Raw genomic sequence first — 21,644 nt, forward strand, 5'->3', positions numbered from 1 at the left:
GTTGTAAAACCGAAATACTACAATGGTACCGTCACGCCATTGCTTTTCAGCACCTGCTGCAAAAATAGCACCTGGTAGGGCAGGGCATTCTGCCAATACTCCCAGGTGTGGGCCCCGGGGCGCTCGGTGTAGTCGTGGGGGGTGCCACTGTAGAGCAGGCGGCGGTGCACTTCGCGGTTAATTTCGAGCAGGCCGTCGTCCACCCCGCAGTCGATGATAAGGGGCAGGTTGTTGCGCTGCATCAGGTCAATGAGGCTCACCACCGAGTTGGCCACGAAGCGCTCGGGGTTATCAATTTCGGAGCCGAGGACCGGCGCCCAGAGTTGGGCCCGTTGGGCGGCATTGGTGGGGGAAAGCCTGCGGTTGACGCTGCGCAAATCGAGGGCTCCGCTCATGCTGCCGGCGGCGCAGTACAGGTCGGGGTGCCGGGCCGAGAGATAGAGCGCGCCGTGCCCACCCATGGAGAGGCCGGCGATAACGCGGCCCCGGCGGTCGGCCACGGTGCGGTAGGTCTGGTCGATTTTGGGCAAAACTTCCCTGGTGAGGTAGGTTTCGAACTGGCTGCCGGGGCTCACCGGACTATCGAGGTAGAAGGCGAAAGTTTCGCCCTCGGGCAGCACGATAATCAGGTTGTATTGGTCGGCCAGCCGATGCACGGTTTGCTTATCGGGCGTGCTTTTCAGCCAGTCGCCAAAGTGGCCGTAGGCCCCGTGCAGCAGGTAGAGCACGGGGTACTTAGCCTTCTTGTTTTTGGCATAAGAGGCGGGCAGCACCACAGCGGCGCGGTAGGTTTTGCGCATGGCCGCGCTGGGAATGGCCAGGGTGTCGACCTGGGCGGCCGAGGCCGCAGTGGCAGCACCGGCCAGGAGCAGCAGGGCCAACAGGAGGGGGCGGAGGAATGGCATGGGTAGCAAAAGGGGGGTGCTGGTGGAGGGGGCGCAAATATGGTGGAAGGGGCGTAAATATCTGGAATTACCGCTGGTTAGAATTCGCAGTCAGTCAATTGAAAAATCTCCGTTGGCAATCGGGCGGGAATTACGTGTTTCGGGTGGTGGTTGGCCGGGGCTTACCTTTGGCACTAGGTATTTACACCAAGCACAGTCGATGAAACTCGTTCTACTTATTTGCGCGCTGCTGATTGGCGCAGCCGGAACCCAGGCTGCTCAGCTCACCTTTCGGGTTGACATGGGCATGCGGACAGTGCCCGCCAGCGGCGTGCACGTAGCGGGTACTTTCCAGGCCCCCGCCGGCTTTCCGGCCAACTGGAACCCCGCCACCACGGCCCTGACCGACCCCGACGGGGACCACATCTGGGAAGTGAGCGTGACCGTGCCGGCCGGCGTGTACCTCTACAAATTCGTGAACGGCAACACCTGGAGCGGGGCCGAAGCCGTGCCCACCAGCTGCGGCCTGGACGATGGCGGCGGCAACGTGAACCGGCAGGTGGTGGTGGGCGGCGCGGCGGTGCGCCTGCCCATCGTGGCCTTTGGCGACTGCGCCACGCAGCTGCGCTTCGCCGTGAACATGACCGGCCAAACCGTGTCGCGCGCTGGCGTGCACGTCATCGGCAATTTCCAGGCGCTGGCCGGCTACGGGGCCAACAACGACGCCACGGCCCTGCCGCTGCGCGACGACGACGGTGATGGCATCTACGAGGTGCAGGTTGGCCTGCCGGCTCCCGGTCTGTTTCAGTACCGCTTCGTGAACGGCAATACCCTGGCCCAGGCCGAAACCGTGCCCGCTGCCTGCGGCACCGCCGATGCCACCGGCACTCTCACCCGCGTGGCTACCGCTACGGCGGCCGTGAATACCACGCCCAGCTACTGCTTTGGCGCCTGCGCCGCGTGCAGCGGCACGCCCATCACCACCTACGCCACGCACTGGTGGAACGATGCCGTGTTCTACGAAATCCTGGTGCGCAGCTTTCAGGACAGCAACGGCGACGGCAAAGGCGACTTCGCGGGCCTGACCCAGAAGCTGGATTACCTCAACGACGGCAACCCGGCCACGACGGCCGACCTGGGCATCACCGGTATCTGGCTGATGCCCATGATGGAATCGCCGAGCTACCACGGCTACGACGTGACCAACTACAAAGCCACGGAGGCCGACTACGGCTCAATGGCCGAGTTTGAGGCCTTCCTGGCGGCGGCCCACCAGCGGGGCATCAAGGTGATTATTGACTTGGTGCTGAATCATTCATCGAGCCAGCACCCGTGGTTTCAGCAGGCGGTGAGCAGCAGCACCAGCCCGACGCGGGACTGGTACCGGTGGTCGGCCACCAACCCCGGCTACCTGGGTCCCTGGGGCCAGACGGTGTGGCACCCGCGCAATGGCAGCTTCAACTACGGCATATTCTGGAACGAGATGCCCGACCTGAACTGGCGCAACCCGCAGTTGAAAGCCGCTATGTGGGACGTGAGCCGCTTCTGGCTGCGCAAGGGCGTGGACGGCTACCGACTGGACGCCGTGAAGTACCTGGTAGAAAACGGCCCTACGCTGGAAGACACGCCCGAAACCATGACGCTGCTGGAAGAATTTCACGACTCGGTACGGGCCGTGAACCCGGCCGCGCTCACCGTGGGCGAGGCCTGGAGCAACACCCGCGCCGTGCTGCCCTACGTGCAAAAAGACCGGCTCGACCTCTGCTTCGAGTTTGACCTGGCTACCAGTATCGTGGCGGCCGTGAACCAGGGCAGCGCCACCAACCTGCGCAATCAGCTCAACTTGGTGACCACGCTCTATCCCAAGCTGCAATACGCCACCTTCCTCACCAACCACGACCAAAACCGGGTGTTCGACGTGCTGGGCAGCAACCTGGCCCGCATGAAGCAGGCCGCCGCCCTCTACCTGACCATGCCCGGCGTGCCATTTCTGTACTACGGCGAGGAAATCGGCATGGCCGGTTCGGGCCCCGATGAGAGCAAACGCCGCCCCATGCAGTGGACGGCTGGCTCCCGGGCTGGTTTCACCACCGGCAACCCGTGGTATTCCATCAACCCGAACTACACCCAATTCAACGTGGCCACCGCGCAGGCCGACCCTGCTTCGCTGCTCAATCATTACAAAAAGTTGATTGGCTTGCGCAATGCCAGCGAAACCCTGCGCAAGGGTTACTACCTGCCCGCCACGGCATCGGCCGCGCCGGTCCTGGCCTACGCCCGGGTGTTTGGCCAGGAGGCCGTGCTGGTGGCCGCCAACCTGGGCAGCAACGCGGCTGGCAACCCGACTTTTGCCATTGATATGTCGACGCTGGTGGCTGGCACGTACCAGGTCACGGAGCTCTACGGCGGGCAGCTGGCGGGCACCGTCACGGTAAACTCGCAGGGCGGCTTCAGCAGCTGGACTGCCACCGGCCTGCCCGCCCTGGCCGGCAACCAGACCTGGATGCTGCGGCTCCGCTCCACCACCGCCACGAGCACGGCCAGCGCGCAGCCCGCGTTCGCTTTCGCGCTGTTCCCCAACCCGGCAGCCGGTGGCCCGGTGCGGCTGGCGCTGGCGGCCGCACCGGCCGCGCACAGCCAGGTCCAGGTTTTCGACCTCGTTGGGAAGCAGGTTTACACCGGTCGTTTCGCCGGTAATACTTCCGCACTTGACACCAATGGCTGGGCGGCTGGTACCTATTTTGTGCGGGTGCAGTCAGGCACGGCGGTGGCCGTGCAGCGGCTGGTCGTGGAGCGATAAAGTACAGCACGGTATGTACATAGAACGTCATGCTCATCTGGCGTCCGCGCAGCCGAAGCATCTCGCGTGCTTGAGTAAACCAATCGATTGAGTTACTACCCCACGCGAGATGCTTCGACTACGCTCAGCATGACGTTCTGTAATTTGAGCCGAGTTTTAGTCTTACTTCATAAACACCGGTCGAATCAAATTTTCAAACGTGAAAATCTCGTCCCACTTTTCCTGCGTCAACAGCCCGCGCTCGGTCACGGCGATATCGTGCACGGACTTGCCGGTTTTGAGGGCTTCTTTAGCGATATCGGCCGAGGCCTCGTAGCCGATAACGGGGTTGAGCTGCGTGACGATGCCGATGCTGTTGCGCACGAGGCTTTCGGCGTGTTCCTTGTTGGCCGTGATGCCTACTACGCACTTCTCGCGCAGGGTGCGGCAAGCGTTGGTCATGTAAGAAATGGACGTGAACAGCGCGAAGCTGATGACCGGCTCCATCACGTTGAGCTGAAGCTGGCCCGCCTCCGCCGCCATGGTCACCGTGAGGTCGGCCCCGATGACGTAGAAGGCCGTCTGGTTCACCACTTCGGGCACCACGGGATTCACCTTGCCGGGCATTATGCTGGAGCCGGGCTGCAGCGCGGGCAGGTTGATTTCGTTGAAACCCGTGCGCGGGCCGGAGGACAGCAGGCGCAAATCGTTGCAGATTTTGGAGAGCTTCACCGCCGTGCGCTTCAGCACGCCGGATAGCTGCACGTAAGCACCCGTGTCATAAGTGGCTTCGAACAAGTCGCCGGCCAACACCAGGTCGAGGCCCGTGATGGTGCGCAGGTGCGCGGTCACGATGTCGGGGTAGCCGGTGGGAGCGTTGATGCGCGAGCCAATGGCGGTGGCCCCCATGTTGATTTCGTCAATCAGCCGGCGCGAATCGTCGATGCGCAGCAGCTCTTCGCGCAGGTTGGTGGCGAAGGCTCGGAACTCGTCGCCCATGCTCATCGGCACGGCATCCTGAAGCTGGGTGCGGCCCATTTTGAGTACGTCGCGGAACTCTTCGCCCTTCTGCGCGAAGGACTCGGCCAGCGCGCCCAGGGTTTCGCGGTAGCCCACCAGCTTGTTGTTGAGCGCAATGCGGAAGGCGGTGGGGTAGGCGTCGTTGGTGCTTTGCGAGCAGTTGACGTGGTTATTAGGGTGGCAGTATTGGTACTCGCCCTTCTGGTGCCCCATGATTTCGAGGGCCACGTTGGCGATGACTTCGTTGGCGTTCATGTTCACGGAAGTGCCCGCGCCGCCCTGAATCATGTCGGTCAGAAACTGCTGGTCGAACTCGCCGGTGGCCACCCGGTCGCAGGCGGCGGCAATGGCATCGGCAATGGCGGGGGCGAGCACGCCGAGCTCTTTATTGGCCAGGGCCGCGCCTTTTTTCACGTACGCCAAGGCTTGCACAAACAGCGGCTCCGAGTTGATGGGAATGCCGGTGATGGCGAAATTTTCCATGCCGCGCAGGGTCTGGATGCCATAATAAGCGGAATCGGGCAGGCTGCGCTCGCCCAGGAAATCGTGTTCAATGCGGGAGGTACTCATGCGTAATGATAGGGTGGGAATGATGGATGGGAGGGCTAGTAATGGAGGTGATTTAATGCATTGTCATCCTGAGCCTGCGAAGGACCTTATCGCGACTGCTCAATTTGAGCTGCATCCATTGGCGCAGGTGTGGCAAGGTCCTTCGCAGGCTCAGGATGACAGATGGTTGAATTCTTAAACCAACCTACGGCTACCTTCAAATCGCCTGTAAACCTACGCCCACGTTCTGCAACGTAACCGCTTTCCGCTGTTTCTTTACGGCATCCCATTCGCTTACCGCTCGTTTCAACCGCTGCTTATGAAACTCCGCTACTTACCGTTGCTGGCCCTGACCCTGGCCGGCTGCTCCCAAGCCGATAAATCCGGAACCGCCGCCACCGACTCTGATGCCCGCTTCGATGCTTTTAAGGGTCAGTTTATTGAAGCCCTGTGGCGGCAAAATCCCGACTACGCTTCCAGCCAGGGCTACCATAGGTACGATTCGCTGCTGGTGATTCCCAACGCCGCCCAGCGGCAGAGCGACGACGCTTTCACCCGGAAATACCTGGCTGCGCTCGGCACCTTTGGCCCCGACAGCCTCTCGCCCAACAACCAGATTGACCTGCGCCTGCTGCGCAATGAGCTGCGCGCCGAGCGCTGGTACGCCGACACGCTCAAAACCTGGCAGTGGAACCCGGCCGGCTACAACCTCGGGGCCAGCGTGGGCGACCTGCTCGCCGGCCGCCACTTTCGCCTCGACCGCCGCCTGCGCAATATCTCCGATAAAATCAGCCACGCGGCAGACTTCTACGCGGCCGCCAAAGCCAACATCAGCAACCCCACCCGCGAGCACACCGAACTGGCCATCAAGCAGAACGCCGGTGGCCTGACCGTATTTAGCTCCGCCCTGGCCGATTCGGTGCGCAAATCCGGCCTGAGCGAGGCCGAGAAGAAGACCATCACCGACCGCATTATGGCCACCCGCGCGGCCGTGCAGGGCTACCTGGATTTCCTGAAATCCGATGTGCTGCCCAAGGGCAAGTTCCGCTCGTTCCGCATTGGCCGGGAGTTGTTCGACCAGAAGTTTGCCTACGATATTCAGTCCCATTTCACGGCCACTGAAATCTACCAGCAGGCCCTAACGCACAAGGCCGAGCTGCTGCACGACATGGGCCGCCGCGCCGCCCGCCTCTATCCCAAGTATTTCTCCGGCCAAAAAGCCCCGGCTGACACGCTGGCCCTGATAACGGCCGTCGTCAACCAGCTCACGCTGAAGCACGCCCCGCGCGACGGTTTCGTGGACGCCGTGAAGCGCCAGATTCCGACGCTGGTGGCTTTTGTGAACGATAAAAAGCTGCTCACCCAAGACCCCAGCAAGCCGCTGGTGGTGCGCGAAACCCCGCTCTACATGCGCGGCAGCGGCGCGGGGGCCAGCGTATCCGCTCCCGGCCCCTACGACAAGGGTGCCAACACCTACTACAACGTGGAGCCCTTGCCCACCGAATGGACGCCGGCCCAGGCCGAAAGCTACCTACGCGAATACAACGACTACACCCTCCAGATTCTCAACATCCACGAGGCTATTCCGGGCCACTACACGCAGCTGGTGTACGCCAACCGCTCGCCTTCGCTGGTGAAAAGCATTTTTGGCAACGGAGCCATGATTGAGGGCTGGGCCGTGTACTCGGAGCGCATGATGTTGGAAAACGGCTACGGCAACAACTCCGACGAAATGTGGCTGCTCTGGGACAAGTGGAACATGCGCGTGACGCTGAATACCGTCATCGACCACGCCATTCAGGTCGATAACATGAGCGAAAACGACGTGGTGACCCTGCTCCGCCGCGACGGTTTTCAGGAAGAAGCCGAGGCCCGGGGCAAGTGGCTGCGCGCTACCCTGAGCCAGGTGCAGCTCAGCAGCTACTTCACCGGCTACACCGAGATTTATGCCCTGCGCGAAGAGCTTAAGCGTGAGCGAGGCAAGGAGTTCGATTTGAAGAATTTCCACGAGCAGTTCCTCAGCTACGGCAGCGCCCCGGTGAAATACATCCGCGAGCTGATGCTGCGGCCGAACCAATCCAATCAGTAGTTTCAAAGGCAGTCACAAAACGGGAATCTTTCCGCAATGCGGCGTGTATAAGCCGCACACCGGCTCGTGCGGCGCCTCTTTCTCTGTAATCCTCCTGCTATGTTTGACTTCTTACTTAACGACACCGTGCTCGACACCGATGATGAAGGCTTGCGCCATTGCATCTACGAGCACCAGAAAGTCTTTGCCAAATTCACGGCCGAAGACTGTGCCATTTGCAAGCTGCTGGGCCCCAGCTTCGCCAAATTTTCTAAGGACGAAGACTATCAGGGCATTCAATTCGTTCGGCTTTCTTCGGAAGAAAACCCTGTGGCCAAGCAACTTATGTCTGAGCGCGCCGCGCCGTTCTTTGTGAGCTACTGCCAGGGCCGCATTCTGGAGTGTGATAGTCTGGGCACGGATGTCGACGTGCTCGCCCAACTCAATCGCCTGCGGGCCCATACGCCAACCGCCGAATAAGCCGCTTCCTGTAGCTGGGGCGCACGGGCATTGCTTCGGGGCCTTCACAACTGTAGTACCCTAACAGGGCTAAATCCCAGCAACTGCTTGCACGAGTAGCTGCTGGGATTTAGCCGTGTTGGGGTAATGCAGTATTTGCCTGATAATCCTGGCAAACGGGGTGCTGCCGCCGCACAGCCCTACCTTTAGGCGTGTTTTTTCTGCTCTCCAAGGTTCTCGATTTTTTGCTGCTGCCCACGGTGTGGCTATTGGCTCTCCTCATTGCCGGCCTCCTGGCCCAGCCACTCAACCGCCGCCGTTGGCTGGTTGCGGCGCTGGTACTCACGGGGCTCAGCACCAATTCATTTCTGGTGAATGAGCTGCTTCTGGCCTGGGAGCGCCCGCCGGTGGCCCTGGCCGCTCTGCCCCGCCACGCCGATGCGGCCGTGCTGCTCACTGGTATCACCGCTGTGAATAAGTCGCCGCACGACCGCGTGTACCTCGGGGCCGGGGCCGACCGCTTTACCAGTGCGCTGTGGCTGTACCGGGCCGGCCGGGTGCGCCGCATCCTTATTTCCGGTGGGTCGGGTGCGGTGGCCGCCAAGGCCCACACCGAGGCCCACGACCTCGCCACCCTGTTGCGCCTGGCGGGCGTGCCAAACTCAGCCATTATACTGGAAGAAAAGAGCCGCAACACTCGTGAAAACGCTCTTTTTACCAAGCAATTGCTAGCCACCACGCCCGGTATGGACACGCTCATCCTGGTCACATCGGCCTTTCATCAGCGGCGCGCCCTGGGTTGTTTCGAGAAAGTGGGCCTGCGTCCCATCGCCTTTCCCGCTGGCTACCGCAGCGCCGACCGCCGGGCTACGCCCGACTACTGGCTGGTACCCAGCCCTGAGGCGCTGGAGAATTTCAGCCTGCTGATACACGAGGTAACAGGGTGGCTGACCTACAAGGCGCTGGGGTATTTATAGCAGGTTTGTTGCGCTCGGTACAACGGTCAAAAGAGGGCTTTTGTCTATTCCGTCTTCGCTGCCTCCACCACCACTACTTCCTTGCCAATCCAAATCGACTTCTGGTTCACGAATTCGCGGATGCCCAGGTACGAGAGCTCCCGGCCGTAGCCCGATTTCTTCACGCCGCCAAACGGCAGCTCGTTCATCGACTTTACGAGGCCGTTGACAAATACTGCCCCGCTCTCAATCTGACGGGCCATTTGCTCGCCTTTCTTCGGGTCTTGGGTCCATACGGCCGCGCCCAGGCCGAAGCGGGAATCGTTGGCCAGGCGCACGGCATCATCGGCATCTTTGGCTTCGAGCACCAGCGCCACCGGACCAAAAAGCTCTTCGGAGTAAGCACGCTGGCCCGCTTTGATATTGGATAAAATCATGGGGCGGAACAGGGCGGCGCCGGGTTTCGCCTGTCCGCCGTACAGCTCCACTTTAGCTCCCTGTTTCACCGAATCCTCAACTTGCTGGGTCAGGTCGTCGGCCAGGTCGGGCCGGGCCAGGGGGCCGTATTGCGTGGCCTCGTCGAGCGGGTCGCCGGTGCGCAGGGCCAGCAAATGGGTTTTCAGGTGGCTGATGAATTCCTTGAGCACCGGTTTCTCCACAATGAAGCGCTTGGCCGCGATGCAGCTCTGGCCGCTGTTTATCATGCGGCTTTTGGCGGCGGTTTTGGCGGCCAGGGCCACGTCGGCGTCGGCCAGCACGATGAACGGGTCGGAGCCGCCCAGCTCCAGCACGGTCTTCTTGATGTGTTGCCCGGCCGCGGCCGCCACCGCCGCGCCCGCGCCCTCCGAGCCGGTCAGCGTCACCGCTTTCAGGCGGTCATCGGCAATGAGTTTTCCCACCAAATCAGACCCGATAAGCAGGGTGCGGAAGCAAGCCGGCGGCAGGCCCGCATCGTGAAATATCTTCTCCAGCGCCAGCGCGCACTGCGGCACGTTGGAGGCATGCTTGAGCAAGCCCACGTTGCCGGCCATGAGGGCCGGAGCGGCAAAGCGAACTGCCTGCCAAAACGGGAAGTTCCAGGGCATCACGGCCAGCACCACGCCCAGCGGCTGGTAGCTGATGAAGCTGCGGGCCGCATCGGTCTTGATGACTTCATCGGCCAGAAACGCCTCGGCGTGCTCGGCGTAATAGTCGCAGCAAGCGGCGCACTTCACGGCTTCGGCGCGGCCGTCGGTGATGGGCTTGCCCATTTCCAGGGCCATGAGGCGGGCCAGCTCGTCCTGCCGTTCGCGGAGCAGGGCAGCGGCCCGGCGCAGCACCCCGGCCCGGTGCGCAAACGTGGTGGCCGGCCACGTAGCCGCCGCCCGGTGCGCCTGGGCTAGAATTCGTTCGGTTTTTGCCCAGCTGAAAGCGGTGAAGCGGCGCAGCACGCGGCCGGTGTAAGGATTGAAGGACTCGATGGGCATAAAGTGTTGGTGGTTAGTCGAAAGGTTGAAACGTAGCTGGTGGGTAGCAGGCACGGATGTGCCCCGTATTGAGCCCGGAAATTTTGCTTCAACTTATGGAAGGGCTATTCGGTTGCGTTGGGGTCAGGGCCGTATACGGCCAATTGCTGCGCGCACCGTATTTTCGTGCGTTTTGCATGATGCCGATTAGGTCTCATCATTTATTTTCAGTCACTCCTGTGTCCGACACCTCCCTTATTTCCCTACCACCCGCGGCCGAGGCTGATTTGGTCCGGCGCCTGCAGGCCCGCGACGAATCGGCGATGACTATGTTCTACGACCGATATTCGGCGGCGCTCTACGGCGTCATCTTTCGCATTGTGAAAGCCGAAGAAGAGGCCGAGGACGTGTTGCAGGAAGCGCTGGTCAAAATCTGGAATGCGTTTGCAACCTACGACCCCAGCAAGGGCCGGCTCTTTACGTGGGTGCTGAACATTTGCCGAAATTTGAGCATCGACAGAATCCGCTCCCGGCAGCACCGCGTAGGTAGCCGCACGCAGGGCCTGGATGACAGCCTAACGGCGCAGCGCCAAGCCGCGCCCACGGCCTTCCGGCCTGAGCACATTGGCCTGCAGGAAATAACCCAAAAACTTATTCCCGAACAGCGTCGGATTATCGACCTGCTCTATTTCGAGGGCTTCACCCAAAGTGAGGTGGCCGAGGAGCTCAACATTCCTTTGGGAACGGTGAAAACCCGTGCCCGCACCGCCATCAAAGTCCTCAGCAAACTTATTCGTTGAATTAATCGTGGAAAACATCCAAGACTATATAGAATCGGGCATCCTGGAGCAATACGCGCTCGGGGAGCTTTCAGTTGCCGAACAAGCGGCGGTGGAAGCGCAAGCGGCCAGCCATTCCGAAATCCGGGAGGAACTGCAACAGGTACAGGAGACATTAGGTTTTTATGCCGAAGCCCACGTCGTGACGCCCCCCGCTGGAATGCGCGAGCGGGTGCTGACCAACGTACTGGCCCAGATTGCCGCCCCCACGCCCAGCAGTGCCTTGCGCGCTGACGTGGATGCCGTGGCCCAGGCCAACCACCGCCCGGCCCCGACCGAAACCGTCGTGCGCTCCATCGGTTCGGCCACCGCGCCTGCTCCGGCGGCCCGTTCGGTTTGGGCCATGGCCGCCTCGGTGGCACTCATTCTGAGCCTGGCAGGCAACGCCTTGTTCTACTCGCGCTGGCAGAACGCCAGCACCGAGCTGGTAGCTATGCAAAACGACCAGGCCCGCTTCGCCCAAACTTCGCAGGTAGTAGAGCGCCAGCTCGGCGACCTGCGCCAGGAGAACGAAGTGCTTCGCAACGATGAGTTCAAGGCCGTAGCCCTGGCGGGCACCAAAACCGCGCCTTCGGCCCGGGCTCGGGTGCTGTTCAATGCCGTTACGCACAAAGTGTACGTTGATGTGCGGAGCCTGCCGGCCCTGCCCGCTGGCAAGCAGTACCAGCTGTGGGCCCTCGACAAAGGCAAGCCCGTGGATGCAGGCGTGCTCACCGCGGCTACGGCCATCGGCGAAGGCATCCAGCACATGAAGGATATTGCCAGCGCCCAAACCTTTGCCATGACCATAGAGCCGGCCGGTGGTAGCGTGAACCCGACTTTAAGTACGATGACCGTAGTCGGTAATATTTAAACCCGAAACAGTTTTGAGCAGCAGCGGAGTGTCGGCTTAGCCATGCTGCTCGCTGCTGACTGAAAGGCTTTGCCGCCTGTTAGCCGTCTGGTTAGCAGGCGGTAAGTGTTTTAACTCCTGCTGTTGTGCGCTACACGCGTGAGCCACCATTCTTTATTTCCATCAACCCTTCACCCACATCATGAGCAATTCGTCCTACTACAACCCCGCCGACTTGGCCAACTTTGGTAAAATCACCGAATGGCAGCCCGAAATGGGGCGCAAATTCTTTGAGTACTACGGCGAAGTTTTTAAGGAGGGCGCGCTCACCGAGCGCGAAAAGTCTTTGATTGCCTTGGCCGTAGCTCACACCGTGCAGTGCCCGTACTGCATTGATGCCTACACCTCGGATTCGCTCCAGAAAGGAGCCGATGAGGCCCAGATGATGGAAGCGGTGCACGTGGCAGCAGCGATTAAGAGCGGCGCGGCCCTGGTGCACGCCACCATGATGATGAACAAGGCCAAAGAGCTGTCGATGTAATTCGGAACCAGCGGGCGGGCTGGCGAAGTTTTACGGGTAATAACCAACTCCCGATGGCAATGAAATGGACGGCTTCCGCGAGCTTTTGCAGCGGCCTGTTGATACTGGCTGGCTGCGGAAACGCCGATAACACCACCGTTGGCCCGAGCCCGGCCTACGACCGGTTGCTCCGCACGATGTACCGCAACACCGTGCCCACCGTGACGGCGGCGGCGCTGGTCCGGGAATTGCGCCTGCCCGAGGCTCCGCTGCTGCTGGATATTCGCACCCCGGCGGAGTTCCGGGTTAGCCATTTGCGCGGGGCGCGCCTGGTGCCTTATGATTCGCTGGCCACCCTGCAGCTGGCCGGCGTAGACCGTGCCCAGCCGGTGGTGGTGTACTGCTCCGTAGGCGTGCGCAGTGAGCGCATGGGAGAACGCCTGCACGCGCTGGGGTTTCAGAACGTGCACAACCTGTACGGTGGCCTGTTTGAGTGGGTAAATCAGGGAAACCCGGTGTATGACGGGCAGCAAGCCACGGCCAACGTGCACCCATACTCCGCCTTGTGGGGCGTGTGGCTGAAGCGTGGCCACAAAACCTATGAATGAGAAAGCCGGTGCGAGTACGATTTTTTGCCGAAGCTCCCGATAAGTAAATCAGCAACGCAGGTGCCGCCCAGCATTAACTTACGAGTGCGAACGCATACCCCTTGGCCGAAAATAGGGCGCAAGCCGACCACATTTATTTCAGACAGCTTTTTTATTGTATGGTCTCTTTACTCATGCGAAACACATTCTCCCTGCTGGTGCTAGGCGCGTGGCTGCTAAGCAGCTGCTCGTCCGCCGATGAGAAGAAAAAGGAGGGTAGCCGGACTCCGGCCTCGGCCCAGGCCCTGCAGGCCGTGTCGCCGTATTTCGACCAGAAGTGGGCCATGCGCAAATACTGGGAGGACGGCTTGGCCGAGGTGGCGACCTACAGCGCCGAGCGCACCGTGTACAAGAAAAAGCGCACGTTCGAGTACACGCAGATTACGGTGAAGGAAGAATTCAACCAGCAATTCAACGTTAAAACCGATGATTATAAGCGGGCTGATTTATTTCCCGTGATGAAGATTAATCAGTTCTGCCAGATTCAGACGGACCAGTACCCGTACCACTTTCTGACCTCGCTGTTTTTCCGGCGCGACCAGCCGGTGGCGCTGTACAAGATGACAACGTCTTCGCAGGAGTGGTGCGGCAACACCTTCAAAACCATTGTCGATGACGGGGTGAACTTTGAGCAGACCTACGATTCGTATTGGGACGGGCAGGGCACGGGCAGTCGCGACCTGCGCCGCGACGTGTTTCTGGAAGATGCCCTCAGCTACTCGCTGCGCGCCCTCAAATTCGAGAAACTCCCCAGCTTCGATTTGGTGGTGCTGGATTTGCAGCAAACCAACAAAGCCACCCCACCGGTGTACTACCAGGCGCACCTGACCACGAGCGCCGCCGTAGCTGCCGACGTGCCCACTCCGGCCTGGCGCGTAGCCATCAAGCTGCGCGCGGGCCGCGAGAACGTGTATTGGTTTGCCAAAGAATACCCGAACGTGCTGCTGCGCCAAACTACCTGGGACGGCCGCAGCCTGCAACTTAAGTCGACCCGTCGCTTCGCCTACTGGCCCAAGTAGCTGGCCGTGGTTAGGCGGTCAGCCGGTCGGCAGTGGCAGATTTCAATTCCCAGGCCAGCACCGCGTACACCACGGCGTATTCAAGGCCTATCAACCACAAGTTTTCGGTGTAGGCACTGGTGCGGTAAGCCGCGTACGACAGTATGGCCATGCCACCCCACACCAACGGGAAGCGAAAGCGTGACAGGCTGCTGAGGCCAATGAGTAGGGTGAGGTACCAGGGGTGCACCGTGGTGGCCAGCGCGTAGTAGGCCGTGAGCATGAGCAGCAGCGTGCCCGGCAATGCGGCCAGGCCGGGCCTGCGCTCGCGCCATGCCATTGCCAAACCCACCAAGCCGCCCACCAAGGCCAGCACGGGGCCAAGACGAGCGATTTGATTGTAGGTAGTCAGCCAGTAGCCAACGGGACGGAGCAGGTAATAGATACTGGCATTGAACTCGAAGTTGCGGAAATACAGCGCAAGGCTGCGGCTGATATTCACGAGCAAATCGGTAGTAATGAATGGCCCAAACAGCGCCGCGAACACGCCCATGCTCAGCGCGGCGAAGGCGGCAAAGCGTGCCCAGCCCAGCCGCCGCACCAGCAGCGGCAGCGCCAGCAGCGGCACCAGCTTGGTGGCCACGCCCAGCCCCAGCGCCCCCGCCGCGCCCGCCCAGCGCCCGCGGCTCAGCAGCCACAGCATGAGCAGCACAAAGCAAAACACCAGCCCTTCAAAATGCAGATTGCCGGTGAGCTCGACGATGACCAAGGGGTGCAATAGGTAGCGTAGGGCCTGCTCCGGTGGCGCGCCCAGCCTGCGAAGCAGGGCTAACAACAGCCAGGCAGTGGCCAGCTCAGCGAGCAAAACAAAAGCCCGCAGGCCGACCGCGAACCCGGCATCGGAAGCCGGAAACCAACGGGCCGCTACGCCAAATACTGCCTGGCACACGGGCGGATACACCGAGTAATAATGGGGCGAATTGAGCTTGCCATAGAGTTGCTGCAACTGTGACAGCACGATATTCCGCTGGGCCGCATCGGGCAGGGCCACGCGGGCCCCGTCGGCAATAAGCGCATCGGGCCGAAACCGGAACGGGTTGATGCCGTGGGCCACCAGCAGGCCGTCCCAGTGAAAGCGGAACACGTCGTCGGATAGGGCAGGCTGAGCCGGCAGCCATAGCAGCCGGAACGCCAGCGCCGCGGCCACCCCCCAGCGCCACGGCAACTGGCTGCGCAGCAGCCAGGCATACGCCAGCAGCGCCACTCCAAACAACCCCAGCAACAGCCCAAACGCCGCCCGGGGCGTGGCATAGGCCAGCCCCACGTATGCCGCTGCGGAAAGCAGCAGCGCCGAAGCCTGAGAAACGGTGGGGAGCTTAATCGGCAAGGCTATTTAGAAGGCTAAGCGGATAGTAGGCGACTCGAAGTTTTGTAGAGTAATTCGAGCGCAAGGCTATGCTAATTAGCTAATTGGAGTGGCGTATCGAATAATAGCAAACGGTCGCAAACCCCGTAGTGAGCAAGGTATGGAACGGCAGCAGGCCGGCATCGCCCAAGTAGATGCCCGCCCCGAGGCCGAAGGCGAAGTAAGCGGCCAGCAGCCCTTCCAGCACCACCAGCGGGCCCACGCCGCCCGTGCGGTAGCGCCTCCGGGCCAGGCCCACGGAGCCGGCTTTGGGGGTGCGCACGAAGGGCGTGCGTTGGCCTAGCCACCCCAGTATCACCGCGCGGGAGTTGTGCAGGGCAAGGCCCATCGAAACCGATAGGAACAGGAGGAAGAAGCCCGGGTAGCGGCCCGCCTGACCCACCGGCTTCGCCAGCCGCCACGCGGTATAGTAGTAGTACACCAGCGGCACAAAGCCGACCAGAAAAACCGACGCCAGCTGAAAAACCAGTTGAAACTCGCGGTGCTGGGTTCTGATGAACACAAGCGGTACGCTCAGCAGCGCCATAAGCATGATGACGACGTACACGCTGCTGTTGAGCAGGTGAAAAGAGGCCTGCAGCTTCACGGCCAACGGTTGCGGGGAGCGCCACATAGTGCCCAGGTGCTTGCGGGCGGTTTCGGCCGCGCCCTTGGTCCAGCGGAACTGCTGCGACTTGAGGGCGTCCATTACGGCCGGTAGCTCGGCGGGGGCCACTATCTCGGGGCGGTACACGAAGCGCCAGCCGCGCAGCTGGGCCCGGTAGCTCAGGTCGAGGTCTTCGGTGAGGGTGTCGGTGTGCCAGCCGCCGGCGTCGGCTATGCAGGTGCGCCGCCACACGCCGCCCGTGCCGTTGAAGTTGATGAAGTAGCCGGCAAAGGTGCGGCCCACCTGCTCGATGAGGAAGTGGGCGTTGAGCCCGAAGCCCTGCAGCCGCGTGAGCAGCGACTCGTTCTCATTCAGGTGGCCCCAGCGGGTCTGCACCACGCCCACCCGCTCATCCGCCATAAAGAAGGGAATGGTGCGGCGCAGAAAATCTGGCTCGGGCACAAAGTCGGCGTCGAAAATGGCAATGAACTCACCGTCGGTTTCCTCCAGGCCGTGGCGCAGAGCCCCGGCCTTGTAGCCCTCGCGGTTGGGGCGGCGCACGTGGCTGATGCGCAGGCCCTGGGCCGTGTGGTGGGCCACGCGGCCGGCGGCCAGGGCCACGGTGGCATCGGTCGAATCGTCGAGCACCTGAATGTGGAGGCGGTCGGCCGGGTAGTCGAGGGCGGCGGTGGCGTCGACAATCCGTTCCACCACGTTTTGCTCGTTGTAGAGCGGGAGCTGCACCGTCACGCGGGGCCATTCGGCAGGGGCGGGCGGCGGTAGGCCCTGGGGCCTGGCGTAAGCCCGGAGCGCCAGGCGCGTGAGCTGCCATTGGCCCAGGCTAAAACCGACAATAAAAAGCAGGCACAGGCCATACAGCACCACTAGCAGCAGGGAGAGCACAGCCATCAGAAACGAAAAATGTAAACTTGAATCACAGGGAAGATGAAGCCAATGCGGCCAGCTTGACAGGCCGTAGCCCGAAAACTTACCAGTATTTAAAAATGGTCCACAGAATTTTGTAGCCCGCCCCGATGGTGCCGCGCACCGTGCCCGACACCTTGCTGGTGCCAATGCGCTTGCGGTAGCGCACGGGCACTTCCACGGTGCGCAGGCCCTGGCGGGCGGCTTTCACCTGCATTTCAACCGTCCAGCCGTAGGTTTTGTCTTCCATGTGCAGGGCCAGCAGGGCGGGGGCGAGGATGGCCCGAAAAGGGCCCAGGTCGGTGACGGTGCCGCCGTAGCGCAGGCGTAGCAGCCGCGAAGCCAGCCAGTTGCCAAATCGTTGCTGGGGTAGCAGCGAGCCCTTTTCCCGCACACCCAACGCCCGCGAGCCGATGACCATATCGGCCTCCCCGCGCAGGAGCGGGCCCAGGAGTTCGGGCATTTGTTCAGGAAAATCAGAGTGGTCGCCGTCGAGAAATACGACGATGTCGGGCTGTTCGGATTGCGGCCGGCCGTAGGCGTGGGCCATGCCGGCCAGGCAGGCGTAGCCGTAGCCGGGGCGTGTTTCGTGCAGTACGGTGGCCCCGTTGGCGCGGGCTATCGCGCTGGTGTTATCGGTTGAGTTGTTGTCGACGACGATGACCTCCCGCACCAGCCCAATCGGGATTTCAGCCAGCACGTAGGCAATGGCCCCAGCCTCGTTGTGAGCGGGAATGATGACACTGATACGGGGTTGGGGCATGAAGACAAAAAGCTAAACTGCCACAAAGATGCCGCCGCCGCCGTAAAGCAGTACCGTGCCGCTACCTTGCGGCCGTTATTCAACTCCTCATTCGTATGCTCCAGGTAGGCCAGCCCGCGCCCGATTTCACGCTCACCACCACTTCCAGCGCTATTTTCCGCCTCGCCGACCAGCGAGGCCGTCACGTCGTGCTTTATTTCTACCCCAAAGACGACACCCCCGGCTGCACCACTCAGGCCTGCTCGTTCCGGGACCAGTACGAAGATTTTAAAGACCTCGGGGCCGAGGTTGTGGGCATTAGCTCCGATAGCGAAAAATCGCATCAAAAGTTTACCCAGAAGCACCGCCTGCCCTTCGAGTTGCTGGCCGACACCGACGGAAAAGTGCGGACACTCTACGAAGTGCCCCGCGCTATGCTGGGCCTGCTGCCCGGCCGCGTCACCTTCGTGATTGATAAAAACGGCATTATTCAGTACATCTTCAATTCCCTGACCGGCGCCACCGACCATGTGAGCAACGCCAAGAAAGTGCTGGCGGGGTTGCCGGCGTAGTTGCACAAACTACAGCGGTTCTCAGGTTGGCATACGCGGTAGAGACGCAACAACTGTGCACCAAATTGATAATTGGGCTGGGTTGTGAATATTCGCCTGTCATGCTGAGCTTGCGAAGTATCTTATCACCGCTGAACGAGTTGTTGTAGCGTGATAAGGCCTTTGGGTACACTCGGGATGACAGGCGAATGGGATGAGTTAAGTGCCTAGACAAAATTAAACGAGGTATTAGAGCGTCATGCTGAGCTTGTCGAAGCATCTCTACCGCGCTTCGTCAGGGCCGTTCAACGAAGCGGTAGAGATGCTTCGACAAGCTCAGCATGACGTTCTGATTGCACAATTAATTTAGAACAAGCACTTAGATTAGTTTCGGGGTTGGTGAATAGGTTTGGCAAGCACGCTGTAGAGACGCATATTTGCGTCTGGTCGTTGAACGGCTGACGCAAGTACTACCAGGCGACTTTGTTCAACGACGAGACGCAAATATGCGTCTCTATAGCGTGTACACCAACCCCGGAATTACTCTAGGCATACGTTGTGGGTAATAATCACTCAAACAGCTTCTCAGTGAGCCTCTGAACCGATTTGCGCGTAGAATGGCCACACCCATTTCATTCGCGATGCCTCGTTTTCTGCTGTTTCTCCTGCTGCCACTGTTGCTGAGCGCTTCATCGGCTTCGGCCCAATTACAGCCCATGCTCAACGCCACCCTCGACGGCTACGAGTACCCATTCCCAGTGAAAATTCTGCCGCTGAAGCTGGAGGGGCAGTCCCTGCGCATGGCGTACATGGACGTGCCGGCCACGGCCAAAGCCAACGGTCGGACCGTGGTGTTGCTGCACGGCAAGAACTTCTTCGGAGCCTATTGGCGCGAAACCATTCAAACGCTGTCAGCGGCCGGGTTCCGGGTGGTAGTGCCCGACCAGATTGGCTTTGGCAAGTCTGATAAGGCCGATATCCACTACTCGTTTCACCAGTTGGCGCGCAATACCAAGCGCTTGCTCGATACGCTGGGCGTGCGCAAGGCCGTGATTGTGGGCCATAGCATGGGCGGGATGCTGGCAACCCGTTTCGCCTTGCTCTATCCCGAAACCACCGAAAAGCTGGTGCTCGAAAATCCCATCGGCCTGGAAGATTACCGCGTGGGCGTGCCCTTCCAGTCGGTGGACCAGGCCGAGGCCACCGAGCTGAAAAGTACGGAAGCCAGTATCCGTAAGTACCACGCCACCTATTACCCCAGCGGCTACCCGGCCGCCCACGACCAGTGGCTACTGCCCCTGGCTGCCCAAACGCGCAGCCCCGACTTCGCCAAAGTGGCCCGGGCTAATGCCCTCACCTACGACATGATATACCAGCAGCCGGTGTGCTATGAGTTCGGTCGTCTCGCGGTGCCCACGCTGCTCATCATCGGCCAGGATGACCGCACGGTGGTGGGCAAGGGCCTCATCAAAGACCCGAAAACGCTGGCGCAGCTGGGGCAGTACCCCGCTTTGGGCCGCCGCACTGCCACCCAAATAAAAGATGCGAAACTGGTGGAACTGGCGGGCGTGGGCCACATTCCGCATTTGGAAGCACCAGCGCAGCTTTACAAGGCGCTGCTGGGTTTTTTTTGAGCTACTGAGCTGAGCCTGATGCCGTTGAGTAACTTGTCCCTTTTACGTGCTGTAAAGGGTCGTTTACAACACGTAAAAGGGCTTACGCCTCATTGAAACCACCGTTTTCCTGAACACCCTTTCAATAGGGCACGCCTGCTTCCCATTCGAGGTAGATGCGTCGGGCATTGAATCGCCACACCAGCATGGTTGCCACCGCCCAAACCGCCAGCAGGGCCACTGTGAGCAGGACCTGCTGGCGCGCGGCAGGCAGCACGAACACCAGCAGCGGCAGGGCCGCGGGCGCCACACTGTAGCAGGTCAGCCACCGGCGAAACTGGGAAAACGTGGTGGGCCGGCCCGTGTGTGCCCCGACCGCCAACAGTAGGCGCTGCAACAGGACCAGCATGGGCAACCCCAGCACAATCAGGGTGGCCAACGCCCCCAGAGTCAGGGGAAACACCAGCAGCACGAGCATTACGGAAACCTTAAGGTCGGGGAAGAACACGGCGCTGACAACGGCGGCAGCAGCCAAAAGTCCGGTAGCGAGGCCGACCATTTGCAGCCAGAGAGGCCTTCTTATAGCAGCGAGGGGGCAGAATTACTCTAAGCAGTTTCGGGTGCGGGCCACAAAGTCGTAACTTATTGACCTATTACGTTTTGGGGCTTACTCAACCAATTAGTACCGCAAACATGGTTCAAAAAGGCAGTCCAAAAAGAAATAGCAATTTGGCTTACTGAACCTGACTTTTTGAGCCATGTGAAAATGGCATCTAGCTAAATGGCAGTCACATACAATATAGCACTTGTTCTTAGAGTAAGTTTGTCCCCCTGCTGCTATAAGAAGGCCAGAGATAGATAACGCGCGTTCGGAACATCCGGCGAAGGTGCAGAGGAAATACAAAAGCAATCCTCCTTTCAGTGTACGGGCCTAAGTTTACGGCAGTACCGTTTGGCTAAACTCGGATTTTATCTGATTACTTAGTGGCGCGTTAAGAAGATAACCACCATGAAGAGCGAAGGATGGCTAAAAGGGCTCGCTTTCCTGCTTGGTTTTAAGCATAAATCTCCCGCCGAACGAGCTGAAGGTGGAACGCAACTGGTGCTGGATGCTCTAGAAAGAATGGTGGCGGTTCACTTGCCTGTAGCCGAGATTCAGGAAATCCACCTCATCGGCGCAATCGCCTACTCGGCGGCGGAACTGGCCGCCATCGAAGCACAGATTCGCCAAGGCTTGGTGCCAGCGTTTTCCTTTCCCACTTCCTGGGACAGCCCAGACTTCATTGACTTTTATCGCATTACTACCCGCACCGACACGTATGTGTGTGCTGTCAGCGACCACTACGATTACCTGCGGCAAGACCAGTTGCTGATGTGGGAGAAAGTGTATGGTACAGTAGTGGTCGACCACCTACCGGTAAGCCATAAGTACCGCTAGCATTTTGCGTCCGTGCTCGAATGCGGTCGAGGGTTTGGTCATCAACCAAGACAAAAGAAACGCTCGTTTGCCTGAACGGCAGAAATCAGCCCGGCACCTGGTGGCCACTGGCTTCAATGGGGCAGGGCGAGTTTAAGAAACTCGTCCATCAATCAAAGTTTACGAAATAGCCCGAAGGGATGAGTTTCGTAAACGCCAAACAAGAGCCCGGTCCCCCGCCAAAGTACCACGCCGGCAGCATCGAACACCGCAAGGCCAAAACCACCACTTTTCCGAGGTCGGGTTTATAACATACATTATCCTATCCTATCCTATGTTCAGACACGACCTCTTAATTTAGGTCAATGAAGGAAAGGAGTGGAGTAAGA

At 60.4% G+C, this 21,644-nt stretch carries 19 protein-coding genes; 12 read left to right on the forward strand and 7 right to left on the reverse strand.

Annotation, left to right across the window (positions count from 1 at the left end; genetic code table 11):
• Positions 1 to 17 precede the first annotated feature (17 nt).
• On the reverse strand, positions 18 to 905 hold the full coding sequence (locus IEW17_RS09980) for an alpha/beta hydrolase (protein ID WP_188561898.1): 888 nt from the start codon (positions 903 to 905) through the stop codon (positions 18 to 20).
• Positions 906 to 1,104: 199 nt separating this feature from the next.
• Here IEW17_RS09980 and IEW17_RS09985 point away from each other — a divergent pair, with 199 nt between their 5' ends.
• On the forward strand, positions 1,105 to 3,684 hold the full coding sequence (locus tag IEW17_RS09985; protein WP_188561899.1) for an alpha-amylase family glycosyl hydrolase: 2,580 nt from the start codon (positions 1,105 to 1,107) through the stop codon (positions 3,682 to 3,684).
• Positions 3,685 to 3,846: 162 nt separating this feature from the next.
• Here IEW17_RS09985 and aspA read toward each other — a convergent pair whose 3' ends face one another.
• A complete protein-coding gene (gene aspA / locus IEW17_RS09990; RefSeq protein WP_188561900.1) occupies positions 3,847 to 5,253 on the reverse strand; it encodes an aspartate ammonia-lyase in 1,407 nt (468 codons plus the stop codon).
• Between the two features lie 298 nt (positions 5,254 to 5,551).
• On the opposite strand from aspA, the gene IEW17_RS09995 reads away from it, so the two are divergent.
• The 3 genes from IEW17_RS09995 (at position 5,552) to IEW17_RS10005 (ending at position 8,736) form a co-directional block, all read left to right on the forward strand.
• Entirely contained in the window at positions 5,552 to 7,321 is a 1,770-nt protein-coding gene (locus IEW17_RS09995; RefSeq protein ID WP_188561901.1) for a DUF885 domain-containing protein, read from the forward strand.
• A gap of 99 nt (positions 7,322 to 7,420) precedes the next feature.
• A complete protein-coding gene (locus IEW17_RS10000) occupies positions 7,421 to 7,780 on the forward strand; it encodes a thioredoxin family protein (RefSeq protein WP_188561902.1) in 360 nt (119 codons plus the stop codon).
• Positions 7,781 to 7,971: 191 nt separating this feature from the next.
• On the forward strand, positions 7,972 to 8,736 hold the full coding sequence (locus tag IEW17_RS10005; RefSeq protein ID WP_188561903.1) for a YdcF family protein: 765 nt from the start codon (positions 7,972 to 7,974) through the stop codon (positions 8,734 to 8,736).
• 44 nt (positions 8,737 to 8,780) lie between these two features.
• On the opposite strand, the gene IEW17_RS10010 is transcribed toward IEW17_RS10005, so the two are convergent.
• Complete coding sequence (locus tag IEW17_RS10010; protein WP_188561904.1) at positions 8,781 to 10,181, reverse strand: NAD-dependent succinate-semialdehyde dehydrogenase; 1,401 nt, start codon at positions 10,179 to 10,181, stop codon at positions 8,781 to 8,783.
• A 218-nt stretch (positions 10,182 to 10,399) separates the two neighbouring features.
• Between IEW17_RS10010 and IEW17_RS10015 the strand changes: the two genes are divergently transcribed.
• From IEW17_RS10015 to IEW17_RS10035, 5 genes are all read left to right on the forward strand, one after another.
• Entirely contained in the window at positions 10,400 to 10,960 is a 561-nt protein-coding gene (locus IEW17_RS10015; protein ID WP_229748934.1) for an RNA polymerase sigma factor, read from the forward strand.
• 7 nt (positions 10,961 to 10,967) lie between these two features.
• Complete coding sequence (locus IEW17_RS10020; protein ID WP_188561905.1) at positions 10,968 to 11,852, forward strand: anti-sigma factor; 885 nt, start codon at positions 10,968 to 10,970, stop codon at positions 11,850 to 11,852.
• Between the two features lie 181 nt (positions 11,853 to 12,033).
• The gene (locus IEW17_RS10025; RefSeq protein ID WP_188561906.1) at positions 12,034 to 12,372 is read left to right on the forward strand and encodes an arsenosugar biosynthesis-associated peroxidase-like protein; all 339 of its coding nucleotides are present in this window, start codon (positions 12,034 to 12,036) and stop codon (positions 12,370 to 12,372) included.
• A gap of 59 nt (positions 12,373 to 12,431) precedes the next feature.
• Positions 12,432 to 12,959 carry a rhodanese-like domain-containing protein gene (locus tag IEW17_RS10030; protein WP_188561907.1) on the forward strand — a complete coding sequence of 176 codons (528 nt, stop codon included), beginning with the start codon at positions 12,432 to 12,434 and terminating at the stop codon, positions 12,957 to 12,959.
• Between the two features lie 173 nt (positions 12,960 to 13,132).
• Entirely contained in the window at positions 13,133 to 14,017 is an 885-nt protein-coding gene (locus IEW17_RS10035) for a hypothetical protein (protein WP_229748935.1), read from the forward strand.
• 10 nt (positions 14,018 to 14,027) lie between these two features.
• On the opposite strand, the gene IEW17_RS10040 is transcribed toward IEW17_RS10035, so the two are convergent.
• The 3 genes from IEW17_RS10040 to IEW17_RS10050 all read right to left on the reverse strand — a co-directional run bounded on the left by IEW17_RS10040 (position 14,028) and on the right by IEW17_RS10050 (position 17,695).
• Entirely contained in the window at positions 14,028 to 15,383 is a 1,356-nt protein-coding gene (locus tag IEW17_RS10040; protein ID WP_188561908.1) for an MptA/MptB family glycosyltransferase, read from the reverse strand.
• Between the two features lie 79 nt (positions 15,384 to 15,462).
• A complete protein-coding gene (locus IEW17_RS10045; protein ID WP_188561909.1) occupies positions 15,463 to 16,917 on the reverse strand; it encodes a cellulose synthase family protein in 1,455 nt (484 codons plus the stop codon).
• 79 nt (positions 16,918 to 16,996) lie between these two features.
• A complete protein-coding gene (locus IEW17_RS10050; protein WP_188561910.1) occupies positions 16,997 to 17,695 on the reverse strand; it encodes a glycosyltransferase family 2 protein in 699 nt (232 codons plus the stop codon).
• Between the two features lie 95 nt (positions 17,696 to 17,790).
• Between IEW17_RS10050 and IEW17_RS10055 the strand changes: the two genes are divergently transcribed.
• Both IEW17_RS10055 and IEW17_RS10060 read left to right on the forward strand, forming a co-directional pair.
• Positions 17,791 to 18,246, forward strand: coding sequence for a peroxiredoxin (locus IEW17_RS10055; RefSeq protein WP_188561911.1), 456 nt, complete (start codon positions 17,791 to 17,793; stop codon positions 18,244 to 18,246).
• A gap of 620 nt (positions 18,247 to 18,866) precedes the next feature.
• The gene (locus tag IEW17_RS10060) at positions 18,867 to 19,859 is read left to right on the forward strand and encodes an alpha/beta fold hydrolase (protein ID WP_188561912.1); all 993 of its coding nucleotides are present in this window, start codon (positions 18,867 to 18,869) and stop codon (positions 19,857 to 19,859) included.
• A gap of 121 nt (positions 19,860 to 19,980) precedes the next feature.
• On the opposite strand, the gene IEW17_RS10065 is transcribed toward IEW17_RS10060, so the two are convergent.
• Positions 19,981 to 20,373, reverse strand: a complete 393-nt coding sequence (locus tag IEW17_RS10065) for a hypothetical protein (RefSeq protein ID WP_229748936.1) — start codon at positions 20,371 to 20,373, stop codon at positions 19,981 to 19,983.
• 588 nt (positions 20,374 to 20,961) lie between these two features.
• On the opposite strand from IEW17_RS10065, the gene IEW17_RS10070 reads away from it, so the two are divergent.
• Positions 20,962 to 21,276 (forward strand): hypothetical protein, encoded by a 315-nt coding sequence (locus IEW17_RS10070; RefSeq protein WP_188561914.1) that lies wholly within the window; start codon positions 20,962 to 20,964, stop codon positions 21,274 to 21,276.
• Positions 21,277 to 21,644: the final 368 nt, after the last annotated feature.

Source organism: Hymenobacter frigidus, assembly GCF_014640435.1.
In the GTDB taxonomy this organism is placed as follows: domain Bacteria; phylum Bacteroidota; class Bacteroidia; order Cytophagales; family Hymenobacteraceae; genus Hymenobacter; species Hymenobacter frigidus.